This is a genomic window from Micromonospora yasonensis (genome assembly GCF_026013475.1).
Lineage (GTDB): Bacteria > Actinomycetota > Actinomycetes > Mycobacteriales > Micromonosporaceae > Micromonospora > Micromonospora yasonensis.
The window spans coordinates 1-16,265 of sequence record NZ_JAPDPH010000159.1 but is presented as its reverse complement, the minus strand read 5'-3'; the positions used below and the strand labels follow the sequence as shown (position 1 = coordinate 16,265).

Genomic DNA, 16,265 nt, shown 5'->3' with positions numbered 1-16,265 from the left:
GGTCGGCGGTCTCCCGCAGCGCCGACCGGCGGACCTGGAGAAGATCGGCCTCGGGGGAGGGGGCGTCGGAGGAGGGCAGCAGCGGCGGCTCCCAGAGCGCGAAGGTCACCCCGCCGCGCGGCGAGGCGTCCTCGGTGACCGCGCTGACCGGCAGGCCGGTGAGCCGCCCGGCCGCCGTCGCCGGGTCGCCCGACGTCGCTGAGGCCAGCACGAACACGGGAGTACGTCCGTAGCGCGCGCACTGCCGGCGCAGCCGGCGCAGCACGTGTGCCACGTGCGAGCCGAACACCCCCCGGTAGGTGTGGCACTCGTCGATCACCACGTACGCGAGCCGGCGCAGGAACCCGGACCAGTGCGCGTGTCCGGGCAGGATGCCGTGGTGCAGCATGTCCGGGTTGGTCAGCACGAACCGCGAGTGCCGGCGGATCCACTCCCGCTCGGTGCGCGGGGTGTCCCCGTCGTAGCAGGCCGGGCGTACGCCCTCCAGTTCCAGGCCGACGACGGCGCGTAGCTGGTCGGCGGCGAGTGCCTTGGTCGGGGCCAGGTAGAGCACCGTGGCGCGCGGGTCGGCGAGCAGCGTGGCCAGCGCCGGCAACTGGTACGCCAGCGACTTGCCGGACGCCGTCCCGGTGGCCACCACCACGTGCTGCCCGGCGTACGCCAGCTCGGCGGCCTCGGCCTGGTGCCGCCACGGGGCGACCACGCCGCGCCGCGCGAACGCCGCCCACAGCTCCTCCGGCGCCCAGTCGGGCCACGGCGCCGGTGCCCCGGCGCGGGCGGCCACCCGCTCGACGTGGGTGACCGGGTCGGCGGCGTGCCGTGCGCGCAGCCGGCGCAGCAGCTCACCCGGCGACCGACGCTCGTGGCGCGGCGGTAGACGCGCCGAGCTGAAGTCGTCGACAGTCACGTCCTGCACTCTCGCACTGGTGTTCGGAAATGGGAACCCGGGGGCCTGGGTATGGGAAAGCCTCCGCCGGTGACCCGAAGGGTCCGCACGTGAAGATGGTTAGATGCCCAGGAGAGCTTACCGAGGAGGGACCGATGGAGCTGTCGCTGGCGACCCGCACCGTGGGGGAGCACACGGTGCTCGAGGTCGGCGGTGAGGTGGACGTCTACACCGCGCCGCGCCTGCGGGAACGGCTCCTCGAACTGATCGACGGCGGGGCCCGCCGCGTCGTGGTCGACCTGGGGCGGGTGGACTTCCTCGACTCGACCGGCCTCGGTGTGCTGGTGGGCGCGCTCAAGCGGCTCCGCTCGGCCGGTGGTTCGTTCGCCCTGGTCTGCGACAAGGAGCCGTTGCTCAAGATCTTCCGGATCACCGCGTTGGATCAGGTGTTTCCGCTGCACCCCACGGTCGATGCGGCGATCAGCGCCGACCCGACCGGCACCGGCGCGTGATGGCGACCGTCAAGCTCTCCTTCTCTCCGGCGCCGGTGCACGTGCGTACCGCCCGCCTGGTAGGCGTGGCCGTGGCCCGGCGGGCCGGGGTACGCGAGGACCTGCTCGACGAGGTGCGCCTGGCGATCGGTGAGGCGTGCACCCGGGCGGTGGCCCTGCACCGGCAGTACGGCCTGGCCGACCCGGTGTACGTGGAGATGTCCGACAGCGGGGCGTACACGGTGCGGGTGGTGGACCGGGCCCCGATCGAGGCGAGCGTCGGTCTCGCCGCGCTGCCGCCCGACGAGCTGGCCAAGGAGTCGCTCAGCGAGGACGCGCTGACCACCGGCGTCGGCTTCGCCCTGCTCGCCGGCTTCGTCGAGGACCTCCAGGTACGCCCGGTCGAGGAGGGCATCGGCACCGAGGTCCGAATGGTGTGGCCGGTTCGCCGCTGACCTGACGATTCACCCACGCAGGCCGCGTTTCCCTCGGGGAGCGCGGCCTGGTCGTGTTGGCCGCCCTATATATCAGATTTCTTCACATAGCACAGCGACGAAGATCATCGAGGCTCGGTGCCCCCTCGGTGTGAGCCTCAACACGTCAGAGGGCTACAGTACGCGAGTTGTCAGCAAGTGGCCCGTCCCGTAGCCAGCGGGAATGGGTGTTCATCGCTGGTCCGCCGGAGTGGGTTGGCGCGCGCTTGCGAGTCCGCATTCAGGCGTCGGCCCGTGCGTCTCCACGGACCGACGCGAGTTGTTCGGTACAGGAGGACATAGATGTCCGGGACCTTGGCCGCCGACGGCGGCGCACTGTCCCTTACCGGAGCCAACGTGACGTACGTCGTCATCGCCGCGGTCATCGCGCTGGTGGCGCTCGTCTTCGCCGCCGCCTTGACCAGGGCGGTACTGGCTGCCGGTACGGGAACCACCAACATGCAGGAGATCTCCGGGGCGGTGCAGGAGGGCGCGTCCGCGTACCTGCTGCGGCAGTTCCGCACCCTGGCGATCTTCGTGGTCATCGCCGTCGTGCTGCTCTTCCTGCTGCCGGTGCACGACACCGACGGCAGCGAGACCTGGGTGAAGATCGGCCGGTCGCTCTTCTTCGTGGTGGGCGCCGGGTTCAGCGCGTTCATCGGCGGCGCCGGCATGTGGCTGGCCACCCGCGCCAACCTGCGGGTCGCCGCGGCCGCCCGGGAGCGAGAAGGCGGGCGCGAGGGCGCCATGAAGATCGCCTTCCGGACCGGTGGCGTGGTCGGCTTCCTCACCGTCGGCCTCGGCCTGTTCGGCGCGGCGCTGGTCGTCCTGATCTTCAAGGGCGACGCCCCGACCGTGCTGGAGGGCTTCGGCTTCGGCGCCGCGCTGCTCGCCATGTTCATGCGGGTCGGCGGCGGCATCTTCACCAAGGCCGCCGACGTCGGCGCCGACCTGGTCGGCAAGGTCGAGCAGGGCATCCCGGAGGACGACCCGCGCAACGCCGCCACCATCGCCGACAACGTGGGCGACAACGTCGGTGACTGCGCCGGCATGGCCGCCGACCTCTTCGAGTCGTACGCGGTCACCCTGGTCGCCGCGCTGATCCTGGGCCGCGCCGCGTTCGGCGAGACCGGTCTGGTCTTCCCGCTGATCATCTCCACCATCGGGGTGCTCGTCGCGATCGTCGGCGTCTTCATCACCCGGCTGCGCACCTCCGACCGCAACGGTCTGACCGCGATCAACCGGGCCTTCTACCTCTCCGCGCTGATCGCCGCGGTGCTGGTGGCGATCGCGGCGTTCGCGTACCTGCCGGCGACCTTCGGCGAGCTGGAGGGCGGGCTGACCGGCGTCGACCGCAACCCGCGGCTGGTGGCCATCGGCGCGGTGGTGATCGGCATCGTGCTGGCCGCCGCGATCCAGGCGCTCACCGGCTACTTCACCGAGACCAACCGGCGCCCGGTGCAGGACATCGGCAAGAGCTCGCAGACCGGCGCGGCCACCGTCATCCTCGCCGGCATCAGCGTCGGCCTGGAGTCGGCGGTCTACTCGGCGCTGCTGATCGGCGCCGGCGTGTTCGGCGCGTACCTGCTCGGCGGCAGCTCGATCACGCTGTCGCTGTTCGCGGTCGCGCTGGCCGGCACCGGCCTGCTCACCACCGTCGGCGTCATCGTCGCGATGGACACCTTCGGCCCGATCTCCGACAACGCCCAGGGCGTCGCGGAGATGTCCGGCGACATCGACGAGCACGGCGCGCAGACGCTGACCGAGCTGGACGCCGTCGGCAACACCACCAAGGCGATCACCAAGGGCATCGCGATCGCCACCGCGGTGCTGGCCGCGACCGCGCTGTTCGGCTCGTACACCGACACGCTGCGCTCCTCGTACGCGGACGCGGGCGTGGGCGACGTCGGCACCGAGATCCTCAACGCGCTCAACGTGGCCAACCCGCGCAACCTGGTCGGCCTGATCGTCGGCGCGGCGGTGGTCTTCCTCTTCTCCGGCCTGGCCATCAACGCGGTCTCCCGCTCGGCCGGCGCCGTGGTGATGGAGGTCCGCCGGCAGTTCCGCGAGCTGCCCGGGATCATGGACCGCACCCAGCGCCCCGAGTACGGCAAGGTGGTCGACATCTGCACCCGGGACGCGCAGCGCGAGCTGATGACCCCCGGTCTGCTGGCCATCATGGCGCCGATCGCGGTCGGCTTCGGCCTCGGCCCCGGCGCGCTGGCGTCGTACCTGGCCGGTGCGATCGGGGCGGGCACCCTGATGGCGGTCTTCCTGGCCAACTCGGGCGGCGCCTGGGACAACGGCAAGAAGCTGGTCGAGGACGGCGCGTTCGGCGGCAAGGGTTCCGAGTCGCACGCCGCGACCGTCATCGGCGACACCGTCGGTGACCCGTTCAAGGACACCGCCGGCCCGGCGATCAACCCGCTGATCAAGGTGATGAACCTGGTCTCGCTGCTGATCGCGCCGGCCGTGGTGGCCTGGAGCGTGGGCGACGACAGGAACACCGCCCTGCGGGTCGCGATCGCCGTGGTGGCCGCGCTGGTCATCGTGGCGGCCGTGGTGTTCAGCAAGCGCAAGGGCGTGGCGATGGCCGACTCCGGCAGCGACGCCGGCACTCCGGACAAGCAGGCGGAGCCGGTCAACGCCTGACGTTCGTGGCGGCACGGTTCCCGGTCGGCGTCCCGCCGGCCGGGAACCGTGCCGTCCGGGGGACGGCTCCAGGTCGTGGCGCCGGGCTGGAGGTTGTCGCACGTGCCCGAAACCTGACCGGTGGCACTTCCACCGCGAGGCCGTACGCTGCTTCGCATGCGTACGCGCGGGGCGGCAACCGCCGGAAAGTTCACGGTGGTCCTGGCCACGCTCGTGCTCGTCGTCGCCGGGTGCGGCGGCCCCAGCCCCCGGGCCTGGGCGGCTTCGGTCTGCCAGGCGCTCACCCCGTGGCGTGCCGAGATCAACAAGCTGACCAGCAGCACCCAGCAGCAGATGACCGCGCAGACCACCCCGGCGCAGGCCAAGGAGAACCTGGTCCGGCTCTTCGCCGGGGCCGAGCAGGCCAGCGAGACCGCCCGGCGCGGGATCGAGAAGGCCGGCGTGCCGGCGACCGACCACGGCGAGGAGATCTCCGCCGGCTTCCGCTCCTCGCTGAGCAAGATGCGCGACGCGTACGGGCGGGCCCGGGACACCGTCGACCGGCTGGACACCGCCCAGGCCGGCCCCTTCTACGACGGGGTGCGGGCCGCGGTGGACACCCTCAACAAGGAGTACGACGCGAGCGCGCTGGACACCAGCCGGCTCAACTCACCCGAGCTCAAAGAGGCCTTCGACGAGGTCCCGGAGTGTCGCTGACGCCACCTTCCCCGCGCCCGGTCCGCCAGCCCTCGCTGTTCTCCACCGAGGCGGCCGATCCGTCGTTGGCGGACCTGGCCGGTCTGCTCGCCGGGCCGGGGGAGGTGGTGCGGATGGGCGGCACGGCCCGGATCTCGGTGGTGGTGGACGCCGCCTGGCGGGTGCACGTGCTGGTGGCCGAACTGGCCGCCCGGGGTGTCCCGGCGAGTTGGGAGCCGACCGAGGACGGGCGGCACCTGGTCCGCAGCGCGTACGCGACCACGCTGGCGCCGCTCGCCCGGGCCTGGCTGCGCGGCGCGGCGAAGCGACCCCCGGCCGGGTTCCACCTGAACGGGCGGCGGCTGCGGCTCTGGCTCGCCGCCGCTGGTGCGGTCGACCCGGCCGGCTTCCTGCTCCGGCTCGGCGGCGACGAGGACTGCTGGCCGCCGGTGCGGGCGGCGCTGGCCGCGGTGGGGCTGCCGGCGGCGTTCGTGGAACCGGCCGAGGGCGGGCCGGCGTACCGGATCGGGGGCCGGCGCCGGCTGGCCCGGCTGGCCGAGCTGGTGGGTGAGCGCCCAGCCGCCGCCCCCGCCGACGGGTGGCCGGGCACCGCAGGCTGAGCCGGCGGGCGCAACCCGACCGGCTGTCCGATTCCGGACACCTCGGGTGCGGTGGGTTTGCGCAGGAAAACGGACCGGCCGCGCTCGGCCGTGGGTGTGTGATCGTCACAGTGACCCGCTCGACGCCCTACCCACGGTGTACGGTGGCGCCGTCCGGCGGGTGTCGCCGTGCGCACCGGCCGGGGTGGTCGCCGAAACTGATCGTTTGCCGCCCACGAAACCCGGAACGCGGACGGCGCGTTACGTTGGACATCCGGACCGCCGGGTTCGGCGGGTGCAACGCGGCCCGAAACGGGCAAGAAGCAGGAGTGAGGTCGGAGAGGGACGTGCCGAGCAACGCTGGAACCACCCGTCTGGTCATCGTCGAGTCACCGGCGAAGGCCAAGACGATCTCGGGCTACCTCGGCCCGGGATACGTCGTGGAGGCAAGCTTCGGCCATGTCCGTGACCTCCCGCGCAACGCCGCCGACGTGCCGGCCCGGTACAAGGGCGAGCCGTGGGCCCGGCTCGGGGTGGACGTCGACAACGGCTTCCACGCCCTCTACGTGGTCTCGGCCGACCGTAAGCAGCAGATCAGCAAGCTGACCAAGCTGGCCAAGGAGGTCGACGAGATCTTCCTGGCGACGGACGAGGACCGCGAGGGCGAGGCGATCGCCTGGCACCTGGTGGAGACGCTCAAGCCCAAGGTGCCGGTCCGGCGGATGGTCTTCCACGAGATCACCAAGCCGGCCATCCAGGCCGCGGTGGCCAACCCGCGCGAGATCGACCGGGACCTGGTCGACGCGCAGGAGGCCCGGCGCATCCTCGACCGGCTGTACGGCTACGAGGTCTCCCCGGTGCTGTGGAAGAAGGTCATGCCGAAGCTCTCGGCGGGCCGGGTGCAGTCCGTGGCGACCCGGATCGTGGTCGAGCGGGAGCGGCAGCGGATGGCCTTCCGCACGGCCGAGTACTGGGACATCCTGGCCACGCTGGCCGTGGCGAACCCGGGCGAGGGGCCGCGCAGCTTCAACGCCACCCTGATCGCGCTGAACGGCGACCGGATCGCCACCGGCAAGGACTTCGAGCCGACCACGGGTCGCGTGAAGTCGGGTGCCGGGGTGGTCCACCTGGACGAGGGCGGGGCCCGGGGGCTCGCCGCCCGCCTGGAGGGGCGCCCGTTCACCGTCACCCGGGTCGAGGAGAAGCCCTACCGCCGGCGCCCGTACGCGCCGTTCATCACCTCCACGCTCCAGCAGGAGGCGGCCCGCAAGCTGCGGTTCTCGTCCCAGCAGACGATGCGCACCGCGCAGCGGCTGTACGAGAACGGCTACATCACCTACATGCGTACCGACTCGGTGAACCTGTCGGAGACCGCCATCGCGGCGGCCCGCCGGCAGATCGTCGAGCTGTACGGCGAGCGCAGCGTGCCGCCGGAGCCGCGCCGCTACACCGGCAAGGTGAAGAACGCGCAGGAGGCGCACGAGGCGATCCGCCCGGCGGGGGACAACTTCCGCACTCCCGGTGACGTGGCCAAGGAGCTGTCCGGCGAGGAGTTCAGGCTCTACGAGCTGATCTGGCGGCGCACCATCGCCTCGCAGATGACCGACGCGGTCGGCTCCAGCGTGTCGGTGCGGATCCGGGCGATCTCCGCCAGCCAGGAAGAGGCCGACTTCGGCGCGACCGGCAAGACCATCACCGACCCCGGCTTCCTGCGCGCGTACGTCGAGTCGAGCGACGACGAGAACGCCGAGGCCGAGGACGCCGAGCGGCGGCTGCCCACCCTGGTCAAGGACCAGCCGCTGACCGCCGAGGAGCTGGCGGCGCAGGGGCACCACACCCAGCCGCCCGCCCGCTACACGGAGGCGTCGCTGGTCAAGGCGCTGGAGGAACTGGGCATCGGCCGCCCGTCGACGTACGCGTCGATCATGCAGACCATCCAGGACCGTGGCTACGTGTTCAAGCGGGGTCAGGCGATGATCCCGTCGTTCCTGGCGTTCGCGGTGATCGGGCTGATGGAGCGGCACTACCCGCGTCTGATCGACTACGACTTCACCGCCAGCATGGAGAACGAGCTGGACGAGATCGCCGGCGGTGACCACGCCGCGGTCGACTTCCTCACCTCCTTCTACTTCGGCAGCGCCAACGGCACCGGTGACCAGGCGATCGCCCACGCCGGCGGGCTGAAGAAGCTGGTCACCGAGAACCTCAGCGACATCGACGCGCGCAGCGTCAACTCGATCCCGCTCTTCACCGACGAGGAGGGGCGCGAGGTCGTGGTCCGGGTCGGCCGGTACGGGCCGTACCTGCAGCGGGCGCTGCCGGGCGAGCAGCCCGCACCCGCCGGTGAGGGCGAGGAGGGTGGTGCCCCGGGCGACCGCGCGCCGATCCCCGAGGGGCTGGCGCCGGACGAGCTGACCCCGGCGAAGGTGCACGAGCTGTTCCTCGGCGGCGGGGGCGAGCGCAAGCTCGGCGACGACCCGGCCACCGGCGAGCCGATCCTGCTCAAGTCCGGCCGGTTCGGCCCGTACGTCGCCAGCGGCGAGCGGAAGTCCTCGCTGCTGCGGTCGCAGTCGCCGGACTCGCTCAGCTTCGAGGAGGCGCTGAAGCTGCTCAGCCTGCCCCGGCTGATCGGCACCGACGCCGAGGGCAACGAGATCTTCGCCAACAACGGCCGCTACGGCCCGTACGTCAAGCGCGGTGACGAGTTCCGCTCGCTGGACTCGGAAGACAAGATGTTCACCGTCACGCTGGACGAGGCGCTCGCGCTGCTGGCCGCCCCGAAGGCCCGCCAGCGTCGGGCCGCCGCGCCGCCGCTGCGGGAGATGGGCGCCGACCCGCTGACCGAGAAGCCGCTGGTGATCAAGGACGGCCGGTTCGGGCCGTACGTCACCGACGGTGAGACCAACGCGTCGCTGCGGCGCGGGCAGACCCCGGAGGCGTTGACCCTGGAGGAGGCCTCCGAGATGCTCGCCGAGAAGCGGGCGAAGGGTCCGGCCCCGAAGAAGGCAGCGGCGAAGAAGGCCGCTCCGGCCAAGAAGACGGCGGCGAAGAAGACCGCCGCCGCCAAGTCCACGGCCGCCAGGAAGACCACCACGGCGAAGGCCACCACCGCGAAGAAGGCCCCCGCCAAGAAGGCCGCCCCCGCCAAGGAGTAGCGCCGCTTGGCATCGAGATCTTGGAAGGGAAACGGCCCCCGGGCCGGTTCCCTCCAAGATCTCGGCGGTCAGTCGCCGAGGACCTGGCGCAGGTAGGGGTTGGTGAAGCGGCGGTCCGGGTCGAGGCGGTCGCGGACGGCCAGGAAATCCCCGAACTTCGGGTACGCGGGGGCGAGCGACGCGGCGTCCCGGTAGTGCAGCTTGCCCCAGTGCGGCCGGCCGCCCAGGTCCGCCGCCACCTCCTCGAACGCCCGGAAGTACGGCTCGTACGGCGCGCCGACGTACTGGTGGATGGCGAGGTACGCGGAGTCCCGCCCGTACCCGTGGGAGAGCCAGATGTCGTCGGCGGCGGTGAACCGCACCTCGACCGGGAACTGCACCTTGAACGGCAGGCCGTCCACGATCCGGCGCAACTCGTCGAGTGCCGTGGGCAGGGCGGCGCGGGGGAGGCCGTACTCCATCTCCACGAAGCGGACCCGGCGCGGGGTGCAGAACACCCGGTCGGAGCGGCCGGTGTAGGTGCGTTGGGTGAGCGCTCGGGCGGAGACCGCGCTGATGCCCGGGACGAGCGCCGGGACGGCCCGGCCGAGCCGGCAGGCGCCCGCGAAGACGGTGTTGGCCAGGAACTCGTCGTCCAGCCAGCCGCGCCAGCGGGGCAGCGGCCGGTCGTCGGCGGGGACCCGGTCATTGGTCTTGACCTGCACCCGCGCGGTGTACGGGAACCAGTAGAACTCGACGTGGTCGTGCTGCTCGATCAGCCCGGGCAGGTCGCCGAGCACCTCGGCGAGCACCGCCGGGCGCTCGTGCGCGTGGAGCACGAAGGCGTCGACGCAGCGCAGGGTCAACTCGACCAGCACGCCGACCGCGCCGAGCCCGACCCGGGCGGCGGCGAAGACATCCCGGTGCTCGTCGGCGGAGCAGCGCAGCACCTCACCGGTCCCGGTGACCAGGGTCAGCCCGACCACGAAGGTGGAGAGGCAACCCAGCTTCCCTCCGGTGCCGTGGGTGCCGGTGGAGAGCGACCCGGCCACCGTCTGGGCGTCGATGTCGCCGAGATTGGGTAGGGCCAGCCCATGCGCGGCGAGCAGTTCGTTGAGGGCGTGCAGCGTCATCCCGGCCGGTACGGTGACCAGCCGGCGGGCGGTGTCGACCTGGGTACCGGTGTCCAGGTCGGCCAGGTCGAGCCGGTGCCCGTCGGTGAGGGCCGCCCCGGTGAACGAGTGCCCGCTGCCCGTCGCCCGGATCGTTCGGCCGGCGGCGGTGGCGGCGCGGACCGACGCGGCCACCTCCTCGACGGTCCGGGGGCGTACCACGAGGGCGGCGGTGCTTCGCTGATTGCCGGCCCAGTTGGACCAGACTGCTGGCGTACTGGACATCCACGCTCCTCGACATGAATATGAACTGACTTCATATCAGGAACGTTCTGCCTGGTAAATACCGCAATCCGTGCCCGCTCGTTGTACCGGTAGTCACAGACTCGTGACGTGCAGATATGTTCATCCGTCGAAGGGGGGTGGCGCCGAGTGTCCACACCAGCCGCCACGACCGGGCCGCTGCGCCGGGTACCGGTGCAGGGTCGAAGTGTCGCGCGGGTCCAGCGGATGTTGGACGCCTGCGCTGAGCTCGTCGACGAGGTGGGGTACGAGGGGCTGACCACGACTCTGCTCGCCGAGCGCGCCGAGGTGGCGATCGGGTCGGTCTACCAGTTCTTTCCGGACAAGCGGGCGATCGTGCAGGCGTTGACGCTGCGCACGATGGAGTCCTACCTCCAGCGGCTCGACGAGCGGTTCGCCTCCGACGACCTGACCCACTGGTGGGACGGCGTCGACGCGGCGATCGACGAGTACATCTCGATGCACCGCACGGTCCCCGGGTTCCGTACCTTGCACTTCGGCGACGTGGTCGACCTGCATCTGCTCGATGAGCAGCGGGACAACAACGGGGTCATCGCCGACCAGCTCGCCCGGGTGCTCACCGAGCGCTTCGGTCTGGCCGGCGTACCCGACCTCCGGTTCCACCTGGAGATCGCGGTGGAGGCGGCGGACGCCCTGATCAAGCTGGCGTTCCGTCGCAAGCCGGAGGGCGACGACCGGGTGCTGGTCGAGGCGAAGGCGCTGATCCGGGAGTACCTGCACCGGCAGGTCGACGACCGGACCGAGGCCACCCAGCCGAACTGAGTGGTGCGGTCGCCGTTCTGGTGCGGACGGCGATGAGGTAAAGGTGCGACGCCCGGGGGCGACCGGGCAGGACGACGAGCGGCGGGTTCCCGAGGTGCGCCGGGGCCCGCCGTCACCATTTCCTACAGGAACGCGTGGCCCTCGCCGCGGTAGGTCGGCACGATCGCGATCACCGCATCCCCGTCGACCAGGTGCAGCTCGTTGACGCGCTCGCACAGCTCGCCGGCCTTGGCGTGGCGGAACCAGACCCGGTCACCGACCCGCAGGGCGGTCGCCGCCGCGCCGGCGAGCGGGGTCTGCACCTCACCCGCGCCCTCGGCCCCGAGGAGCTTCAGTCCCGCCGGCAGCCACGGCCGGGGCAGCCGGCTGTCGGTGGCCGGGCCCGAGGCGATCCAACCGCCGCCGAGCACGGTGGCCAGCCCGGGCCCCGGCCGGCGGACCACCGCACAGGCGAAGAACGCCGCCGGAATCGGACGCCAGGCCCGGTACGCGTCGAAGAGCGTCGGCCCGTACAGGCCGGATCCCGCGGTGATCTCGGTGACCGCGGGGTCGGCGCTGGTGGCGGCCACGCTCCCGGTGCCGCCGCCGTTGACGAACTCCAGGTCGGCGTGCTCGCGTACCGCGGCGACCGCTGCCGCGCGCCGGGCCAGCAGTTCCCGGTACGACCCGCGCTGCGCGACCCGGATCGCGGTACCGAGCACCGACTGCCCGGGTGGCGCGTCGCCGAGTCCCGCGATCTGCGCCTCGTACGACATCAGCCCGACCAGCCGGAACCCCGGCCGACCGGTGACGGCGGCGGCGAAGCCGCCGGCTGCTTCGGCGCTGTGCACCGGGGAGCGGCGGACCCCCACGTGCACCCGGCCGCCCATCGGTCGCCAGGAGGCGTCCAGGTCGACGCAGAGCCGCAGCGGTGGCCGCCGGCCGGGCGGGCACACCCGGTCGACCAGGTCGAGCTGGGCGGTGTCGTCGACCATCAGCGTCACCGCGTCGGCGAGCACCGGATCGGCGGCCAGCTCGGCGAGCGCGTTCCGGTCGGCGGTCGGATACGCGACCAGCACGTCGTCGCTGACGCCGGTACGGACCAGCCAGATCGCCTCGGGCAGGGTGAACGCCATCACGCCTCGCCAGCCGGGGCGGTCCAGCACCCGGGTCAGCAGGTCGCGTACCCGGACGGATTTGCTGGCGACCCGTACCGGCTTGCCGGCGGCGCGGCCGACCAGCGCGTCCGCGTTGGCATCGAACGCGGACAGATCGACCACGGCGTACGGCGGGTCGAGGTGTGCGGTCGCACGTTCGAGACGATCGCGAAGTTTGTCACTGTCGGTGGCCACGGTTTGCACGCTAACTGTCTGGGGGTCAATGCGAAATACCCTCGCGTATGTCCGGGCTGCGGGCGGTGGTACCGGCGGCCTAGGCTCAGCGAGCAGGCGAATGTCGCGGAGGGGGACGCTTCTCGCCGCGACTAGAGTGTTCCACCGGAGAGGCCCAGCGCTGGGTCGGCACGTGGAGGTACCGCCATCGAAAGTCAGAAGAACGGCGAGTCGCCCGGCGTGTCGGCGCCCGGGGCGCAGGCCGACCGGTCCGGAGCCGCCGCGATCCGCTCGGTGCTGCGCATCCGACCGTTCCGCCGGCTCTGGATCGTGCTCGGCGCGGCCTCCTTCGGCGACTGGCTCGGCCTGCTCGCCACCTCCGTCTTCGCCGCCGCCCAGGTCTCCGGCAGCACCGCCAAGGGTGCCGCCTTCGGCAGCCTGATCGCGATCCGGCTGCTGCCGGCACTCCTGCTCGGCCCGGTGGCCGGCGTCTTCGCCGACCGGTTCGACCGGCGCTGGACGATGGTCATCTGCGACGTCCTGCGCTTCCTCCTCTTCGCCTCCATCCCGTTGCTCGCGCTCATCGGCACCAGCGGCGCGCTGGTGGTCACGTGGGCGCTGATCGCGACCTTCCTGATCGAGACGATCACCCTGATGTGGATCCCGGCCAAGGAGGCCGCGGTCCCCAACCTGATCCCGCGCGCCCGGCTGGAGACCGCCAACCAGCTCACCCTCATCACCACGTACGGCCTCACCCCGGTGCTCGCCGCGGTCAGCCTCTCCGTGCTGGACCGCAGCATCCGCGCGGTGACCGGCGGGGAGATCCCCAACTGGGCCGAGCCGGCCCAACTCGCGCTCTGGGTCAACTCGTTCTCCCGGCTCGCCACGGCGCTGGTGGTGGCCTTCGGGATCAGGGAGATCAGCCAGGGCCGGACCGGCGAGCGCGAGCGCACCGAGCAGAGCATGATGCGCCAGTTCACCGAGGGCTGGACGTTCATCCGACAGACGCCGCTGGTCCGCGGGCTGGTGCTGGGCATCTTCGGGGCGTTCGCCGGCGGCGGCATCGTCATCGGCACGGCCAAGTTCTTCGCCGCCTCGCTCGGCGCCGGTGACGCCGCCTTCTATCTGCTCTTCGGCGCCATCTTCATCGGCCTGGCGATCGGCATCGGGGCCGGCCCGCTGATCGTCCGGGAGATGTCCCGGCGGCGTTGGTTCGGCATGAGCATCGTGCTGGCCAGCGCCTCGGTGCTGGTGCTCGCCTTCGCCATCCACCTCTCCATGGCGATGCTCGGCGCGATCCTGGTCGGCGCGGGCGCCGGCATGGCCTTCCTGGCCGGCACCACCCTGCTCGGCGGCGAGGTCGCCGACGAGGTACGCGGCCGGGTCTTCGCGGTGGTGCAGATCGGCACCCGGCTGGTGCTGATCCTCGCCATCGCGCTGAGCAGCCTCCTGGTCGGCGTCGGCGGCTCGCGCAGGCTGACCATCGCCGACCTCGGCATCTCGGTCTCCTCGACCCGCCTGCTGCTGCTCGCCGCCGGCGCGGCCGGCATCTTCGCCGGGATCAGCGCCTTCGGCCAGATGGACGACAAGAAGGGCGTGCCGGTCCTGGCCGACCTCTGGGGCTCGATCCGCGGTCGCCCGCTGATGCCGACCGAGCACTTCGTCTCCAGCGGCCTCTTCGTGGTCTTCGAGGGCGGCGAGGGGGCCGGCAAGTCCACCCAGCTCACCGCGCTCGCCGAGCGCCTGCGCGAGCAGGGCCGGGACGTGGTGGTCACCCGGGAGCCGGGAGCCACGGCGGTCGGCGAGCGGATCCGCTCGCTGGTGCTGGAGAACGCCGGCGACGAGGCCCCCTCGGCGCGCGCCGAGGCGCTGCTCTACGCGGCCGACCGGGCGCACCACGTCGCCACCGTGGTCCGGCCGGCGCTGGTCCGGGGCGCGGTGGTGATCAGCGACCGGTACGTCGACTCGTCCCTGGCCTACCAGGGGGCCGGCCGTACGCTGCCGGTGCAGGAGGTCTCCTGGCTCTCCTCGTGGGCCACCGGCGGGCTCAAGCCCGACCTGGTGGTGCTCCTCGACGTCGACCCGCACACCGGGCTGTCCCGGGTCGAGTCCCGCAACGAGGGCGCCGACCGGCTGGAAGCCGAGTCGATCGCGTTCCACGAGCGGGTCCGGTACGCCTTCCTCGACCTGGCCGCCGCCGACCCCAAGCGCTACCTGGTGCTCGACGCCTCCCGCCCGGCCGAGGAGATCGCCATGGCGGTGGCCCGACGGGTGGACGAGTTCCTGGTCGACCCGGCCGGCATCGTGCACCCCCGCCCGGCCCATGGCCCGGACACCTCGGTCCAGCCCGAGTTATCCGACGCGGAGCTGGTGCGGATGGAGCGCCCCACCTGATGGCGGACGTCTTCGCGGACCTGGTCGGGCAGGAGGAGGCGGTGGCGACGCTGCGCCGGGCCGCCGCCTCGGCCGCCGCACTGCTGCGCGCCGCCGCCGCGCCGGCCAGCCGGGCGGCCGGACCGGCGACGCCCGGCCCGGACGCGGAAGACGCCTACGACGAACTGGACGTGCTCGCCGACGAGTTCGACACCGAGCCGGCGGGGCCCGACGACCCGGCGGCGGCGACGAGCGCCGATGGCAACCCCGGTGCCGGCATGACCCACGCCTGGATCTTCACCGGGCCACCCGGTTCCGGTCGCTCGGTGGCCGCCCGGGCCTTCGCCGCCGCGTTGCAGTGCGTGCACGGCACCGGCTGCGGCACCTGCCCCGGCTGTCACACCACCCTGACCGGGACCCACGCCGACGTCCGGCTGGTGGTGCCCGAGGGGCTCTCCATCGGCGTCAGCGAGATGCGTGCCCTGGTGCTCCGGGCGGCGAGCACCCCGTCCGGCGGACGCTGGCAGATCGTCATCATCGAGGATGCCGACCGGCTCACCGAGGCGGCCGGCAACGCGCTGCTCAAGGCGATCGAGGAGCCGCCGCCGCGTACCGTCTTCCTGCTCTGCGCCCCGTCCACCCACCCGGACGACATCTCGGTGACCATCCGGTCGCGCTGTCGGGTCGTACCGCTGCGGCAGCCGCCGGCCGGCGCGGTGGCTGAGGTGCTCGTCCGCCGCGACGGCATCGCGCCCGACGTGGCCGGCTGGGCCGCGGCGGCCGCGCAGGGGCACGTGGGCCGGGCCCGGCGGCTGGCCCGCGACCCGGAGGCCCGGCAGCGCCGCGACGCCGTGCTCGCCGTGCCGCGCCGGCTGACCGGGGTGGGCGCCGCGTTCGACGCCGCGTCCGCGCTGATCGAGGCCGCCGAGGCGGAGGCCGCCGCGTCCGTCGCCGAGATCGACGAGGCGGAGCGGACCGCGTTGCAGACCGCGCTCGGCGCGGGCGGCACCGGCCGGGGCGCGGCGGGTGCCATGCGCGGTGCCGCCGGCCAGCTCAAGGACTTGGAGAAGCGGCAGAAGTCGCGGGCCACCCGGGCCCAGCGGGACGCGCTCGACCGGGCGCTGGTCGACCTCGCCGGCTTCTACCGCGACGCGCTGACCATGGCGCTGCGGGCCCCGGTCGCCCCGGTGCACACCGACACCGCGGCGATGGCCGGGGCCGGCGCGCAGAAGTGGGACGCCGAGGGGGTGCTGCGCCGGCTGGAAGCCGTGCTGGAGTGCCGGGCGGCGATCGAGGCGAACGTCAAGCCGCGGATCGCGGTGGAGGCGATGATGCTCGCCCTCTGGCGGGGTTGATCCGCCCACCGGGCGGTGCTGACCATCGCCTTCCGGCGTTGTCCACAGGGCATCGACAGGCGCGATTGACGTGCGGTACGGTCCGGTGTGCCGCGGTGACGGTGGCGGCACGCTCAGTG

The 16,265-nt window shown here is 72.6% G+C and carries 12 protein-coding genes; 9 read left to right on the top strand and 3 right to left on the bottom strand.

What is annotated here, in order from left to right:
• On the bottom strand, window positions 1-907 hold a 907-nt coding region (locus ONA70_RS25920; protein WP_265009091.1), incomplete at its 3' end, for a DEAD/DEAH box helicase.
• Between the two features lie 134 nt (window positions 908-1,041).
• On the opposite strand from ONA70_RS25920, the gene ONA70_RS25915 reads away from it, so the two are divergent.
• From ONA70_RS25915 to topA, 6 genes are all read left to right on the top strand, one after another.
• Window positions 1,042-1,398 carry an STAS domain-containing protein gene (locus ONA70_RS25915; RefSeq protein WP_265009090.1) on the top strand — a complete coding sequence of 119 codons (357 nt, stop codon included), beginning with the start codon at window positions 1,042-1,044 and terminating at the stop codon, window positions 1,396-1,398.
• Window positions 1,398-1,832: an ATP-binding protein gene (locus ONA70_RS25910; RefSeq protein ID WP_265009089.1), complete on the top strand. Its 435-nt coding sequence runs from the start codon at window positions 1,398-1,400 to the stop codon at window positions 1,830-1,832. Before ONA70_RS25915 ends, ONA70_RS25910 begins: the two co-directional genes overlap by 1 nt.
• Before the next feature lie 321 nt (window positions 1,833-2,153).
• Window positions 2,154-4,502 carry a sodium-translocating pyrophosphatase gene (locus ONA70_RS25905; RefSeq protein WP_265009088.1) on the top strand — a complete coding sequence of 783 codons (2,349 nt, stop codon included), beginning with the start codon at window positions 2,154-2,156 and terminating at the stop codon, window positions 4,500-4,502.
• A gap of 156 nt (window positions 4,503-4,658) precedes the next feature.
• On the top strand, window positions 4,659-5,198 hold the full coding sequence (locus ONA70_RS25900) for a hypothetical protein (RefSeq protein ID WP_265009087.1): 540 nt from the start codon (window positions 4,659-4,661) through the stop codon (window positions 5,196-5,198).
• Complete coding sequence (locus ONA70_RS25895; protein WP_265009086.1) at window positions 5,189-5,797, top strand: hypothetical protein; 609 nt, start codon at window positions 5,189-5,191, stop codon at window positions 5,795-5,797. Before ONA70_RS25900 ends, ONA70_RS25895 begins: the two co-directional genes overlap by 10 nt.
• Window positions 5,798-6,123: 326 nt before the next feature.
• Window positions 6,124-8,931: a type I DNA topoisomerase gene (topA, locus tag ONA70_RS25890; protein ID WP_265009094.1), complete on the top strand. Its 2,808-nt coding sequence runs from the start codon at window positions 6,124-6,126 to the stop codon at window positions 8,929-8,931.
• A 68-nt stretch (window positions 8,932-8,999) separates the two neighbouring features.
• Here the strand turns inward: topA and ONA70_RS25885 are convergent, their stop codons facing one another.
• Entirely contained in the window at window positions 9,000-10,307 is a 1,308-nt protein-coding gene (locus tag ONA70_RS25885; protein WP_265009085.1) for a D-arabinono-1,4-lactone oxidase, read from the bottom strand.
• A 225-nt stretch (window positions 10,308-10,532) separates the two neighbouring features.
• Between ONA70_RS25885 and ONA70_RS25880 the strand changes: the two genes are divergently transcribed.
• A complete protein-coding gene (locus ONA70_RS25880; protein WP_265009093.1) occupies window positions 10,533-11,108 on the top strand; it encodes a TetR family transcriptional regulator in 576 nt (191 codons plus the stop codon).
• Window positions 11,109-11,230: 122 nt separating this feature from the next.
• On the opposite strand, the gene ONA70_RS25875 is transcribed toward ONA70_RS25880, so the two are convergent.
• Entirely contained in the window at window positions 11,231-12,439 is a 1,209-nt protein-coding gene (locus ONA70_RS25875; RefSeq protein ID WP_265009084.1) for an amino acid deaminase/aldolase, read from the bottom strand.
• A 309-nt stretch (window positions 12,440-12,748) separates the two neighbouring features.
• Between ONA70_RS25875 and tmk the strand changes: the two genes are divergently transcribed.
• Window positions 12,749-14,812, top strand: a complete 2,064-nt coding sequence (gene tmk / locus ONA70_RS25870; RefSeq protein WP_265009092.1) for a dTMP kinase — start codon at window positions 12,749-12,751, stop codon at window positions 14,810-14,812.
• Entirely contained in the window at window positions 14,812-16,146 is a 1,335-nt protein-coding gene (locus ONA70_RS25865; RefSeq protein ID WP_265009083.1) for a DNA polymerase III subunit delta', read from the top strand. Before tmk ends, ONA70_RS25865 begins: the two co-directional genes overlap by 1 nt.
• Window positions 16,147-16,265 lie beyond the last annotated feature (119 nt).

Coding starts and splice junctions, on each gene's coding strand:
- ONA70_RS25880 (WP_265009093.1), top strand. CDS start 10,533: ATGTTGGACGCCTGCGCTGAGCTCGTCGACGAGGTGGGGTACGAGGGG.
- ONA70_RS25915 (WP_265009090.1), top strand. CDS start 1,042: ATGGAGCTGTCGCTGGCGACCCGCACCGTGGGGGAGCACACGGTGCTC.
- ONA70_RS25910 (WP_265009089.1), top strand. CDS start 1,398: ATGGCGACCGTCAAGCTCTCCTTCTCTCCGGCGCCGGTGCACGTGCGT.
- ONA70_RS25905 (WP_265009088.1), top strand. CDS start 2,154: ATGTCCGGGACCTTGGCCGCCGACGGCGGCGCACTGTCCCTTACCGGA.
- ONA70_RS25865 (WP_265009083.1), top strand. CDS start 14,812: ATGGCGGACGTCTTCGCGGACCTGGTCGGGCAGGAGGAGGCGGTGGCG.
- ONA70_RS25885 (WP_265009085.1), bottom strand. CDS start 10,307: ATGTCCAGTACGCCAGCAGTCTGGTCCAACTGGGCCGGCAATCAGCGA.
- ONA70_RS25900 (WP_265009087.1), top strand. CDS start 4,659: ATGCGTACGCGCGGGGCGGCAACCGCCGGAAAGTTCACGGTGGTCCTG.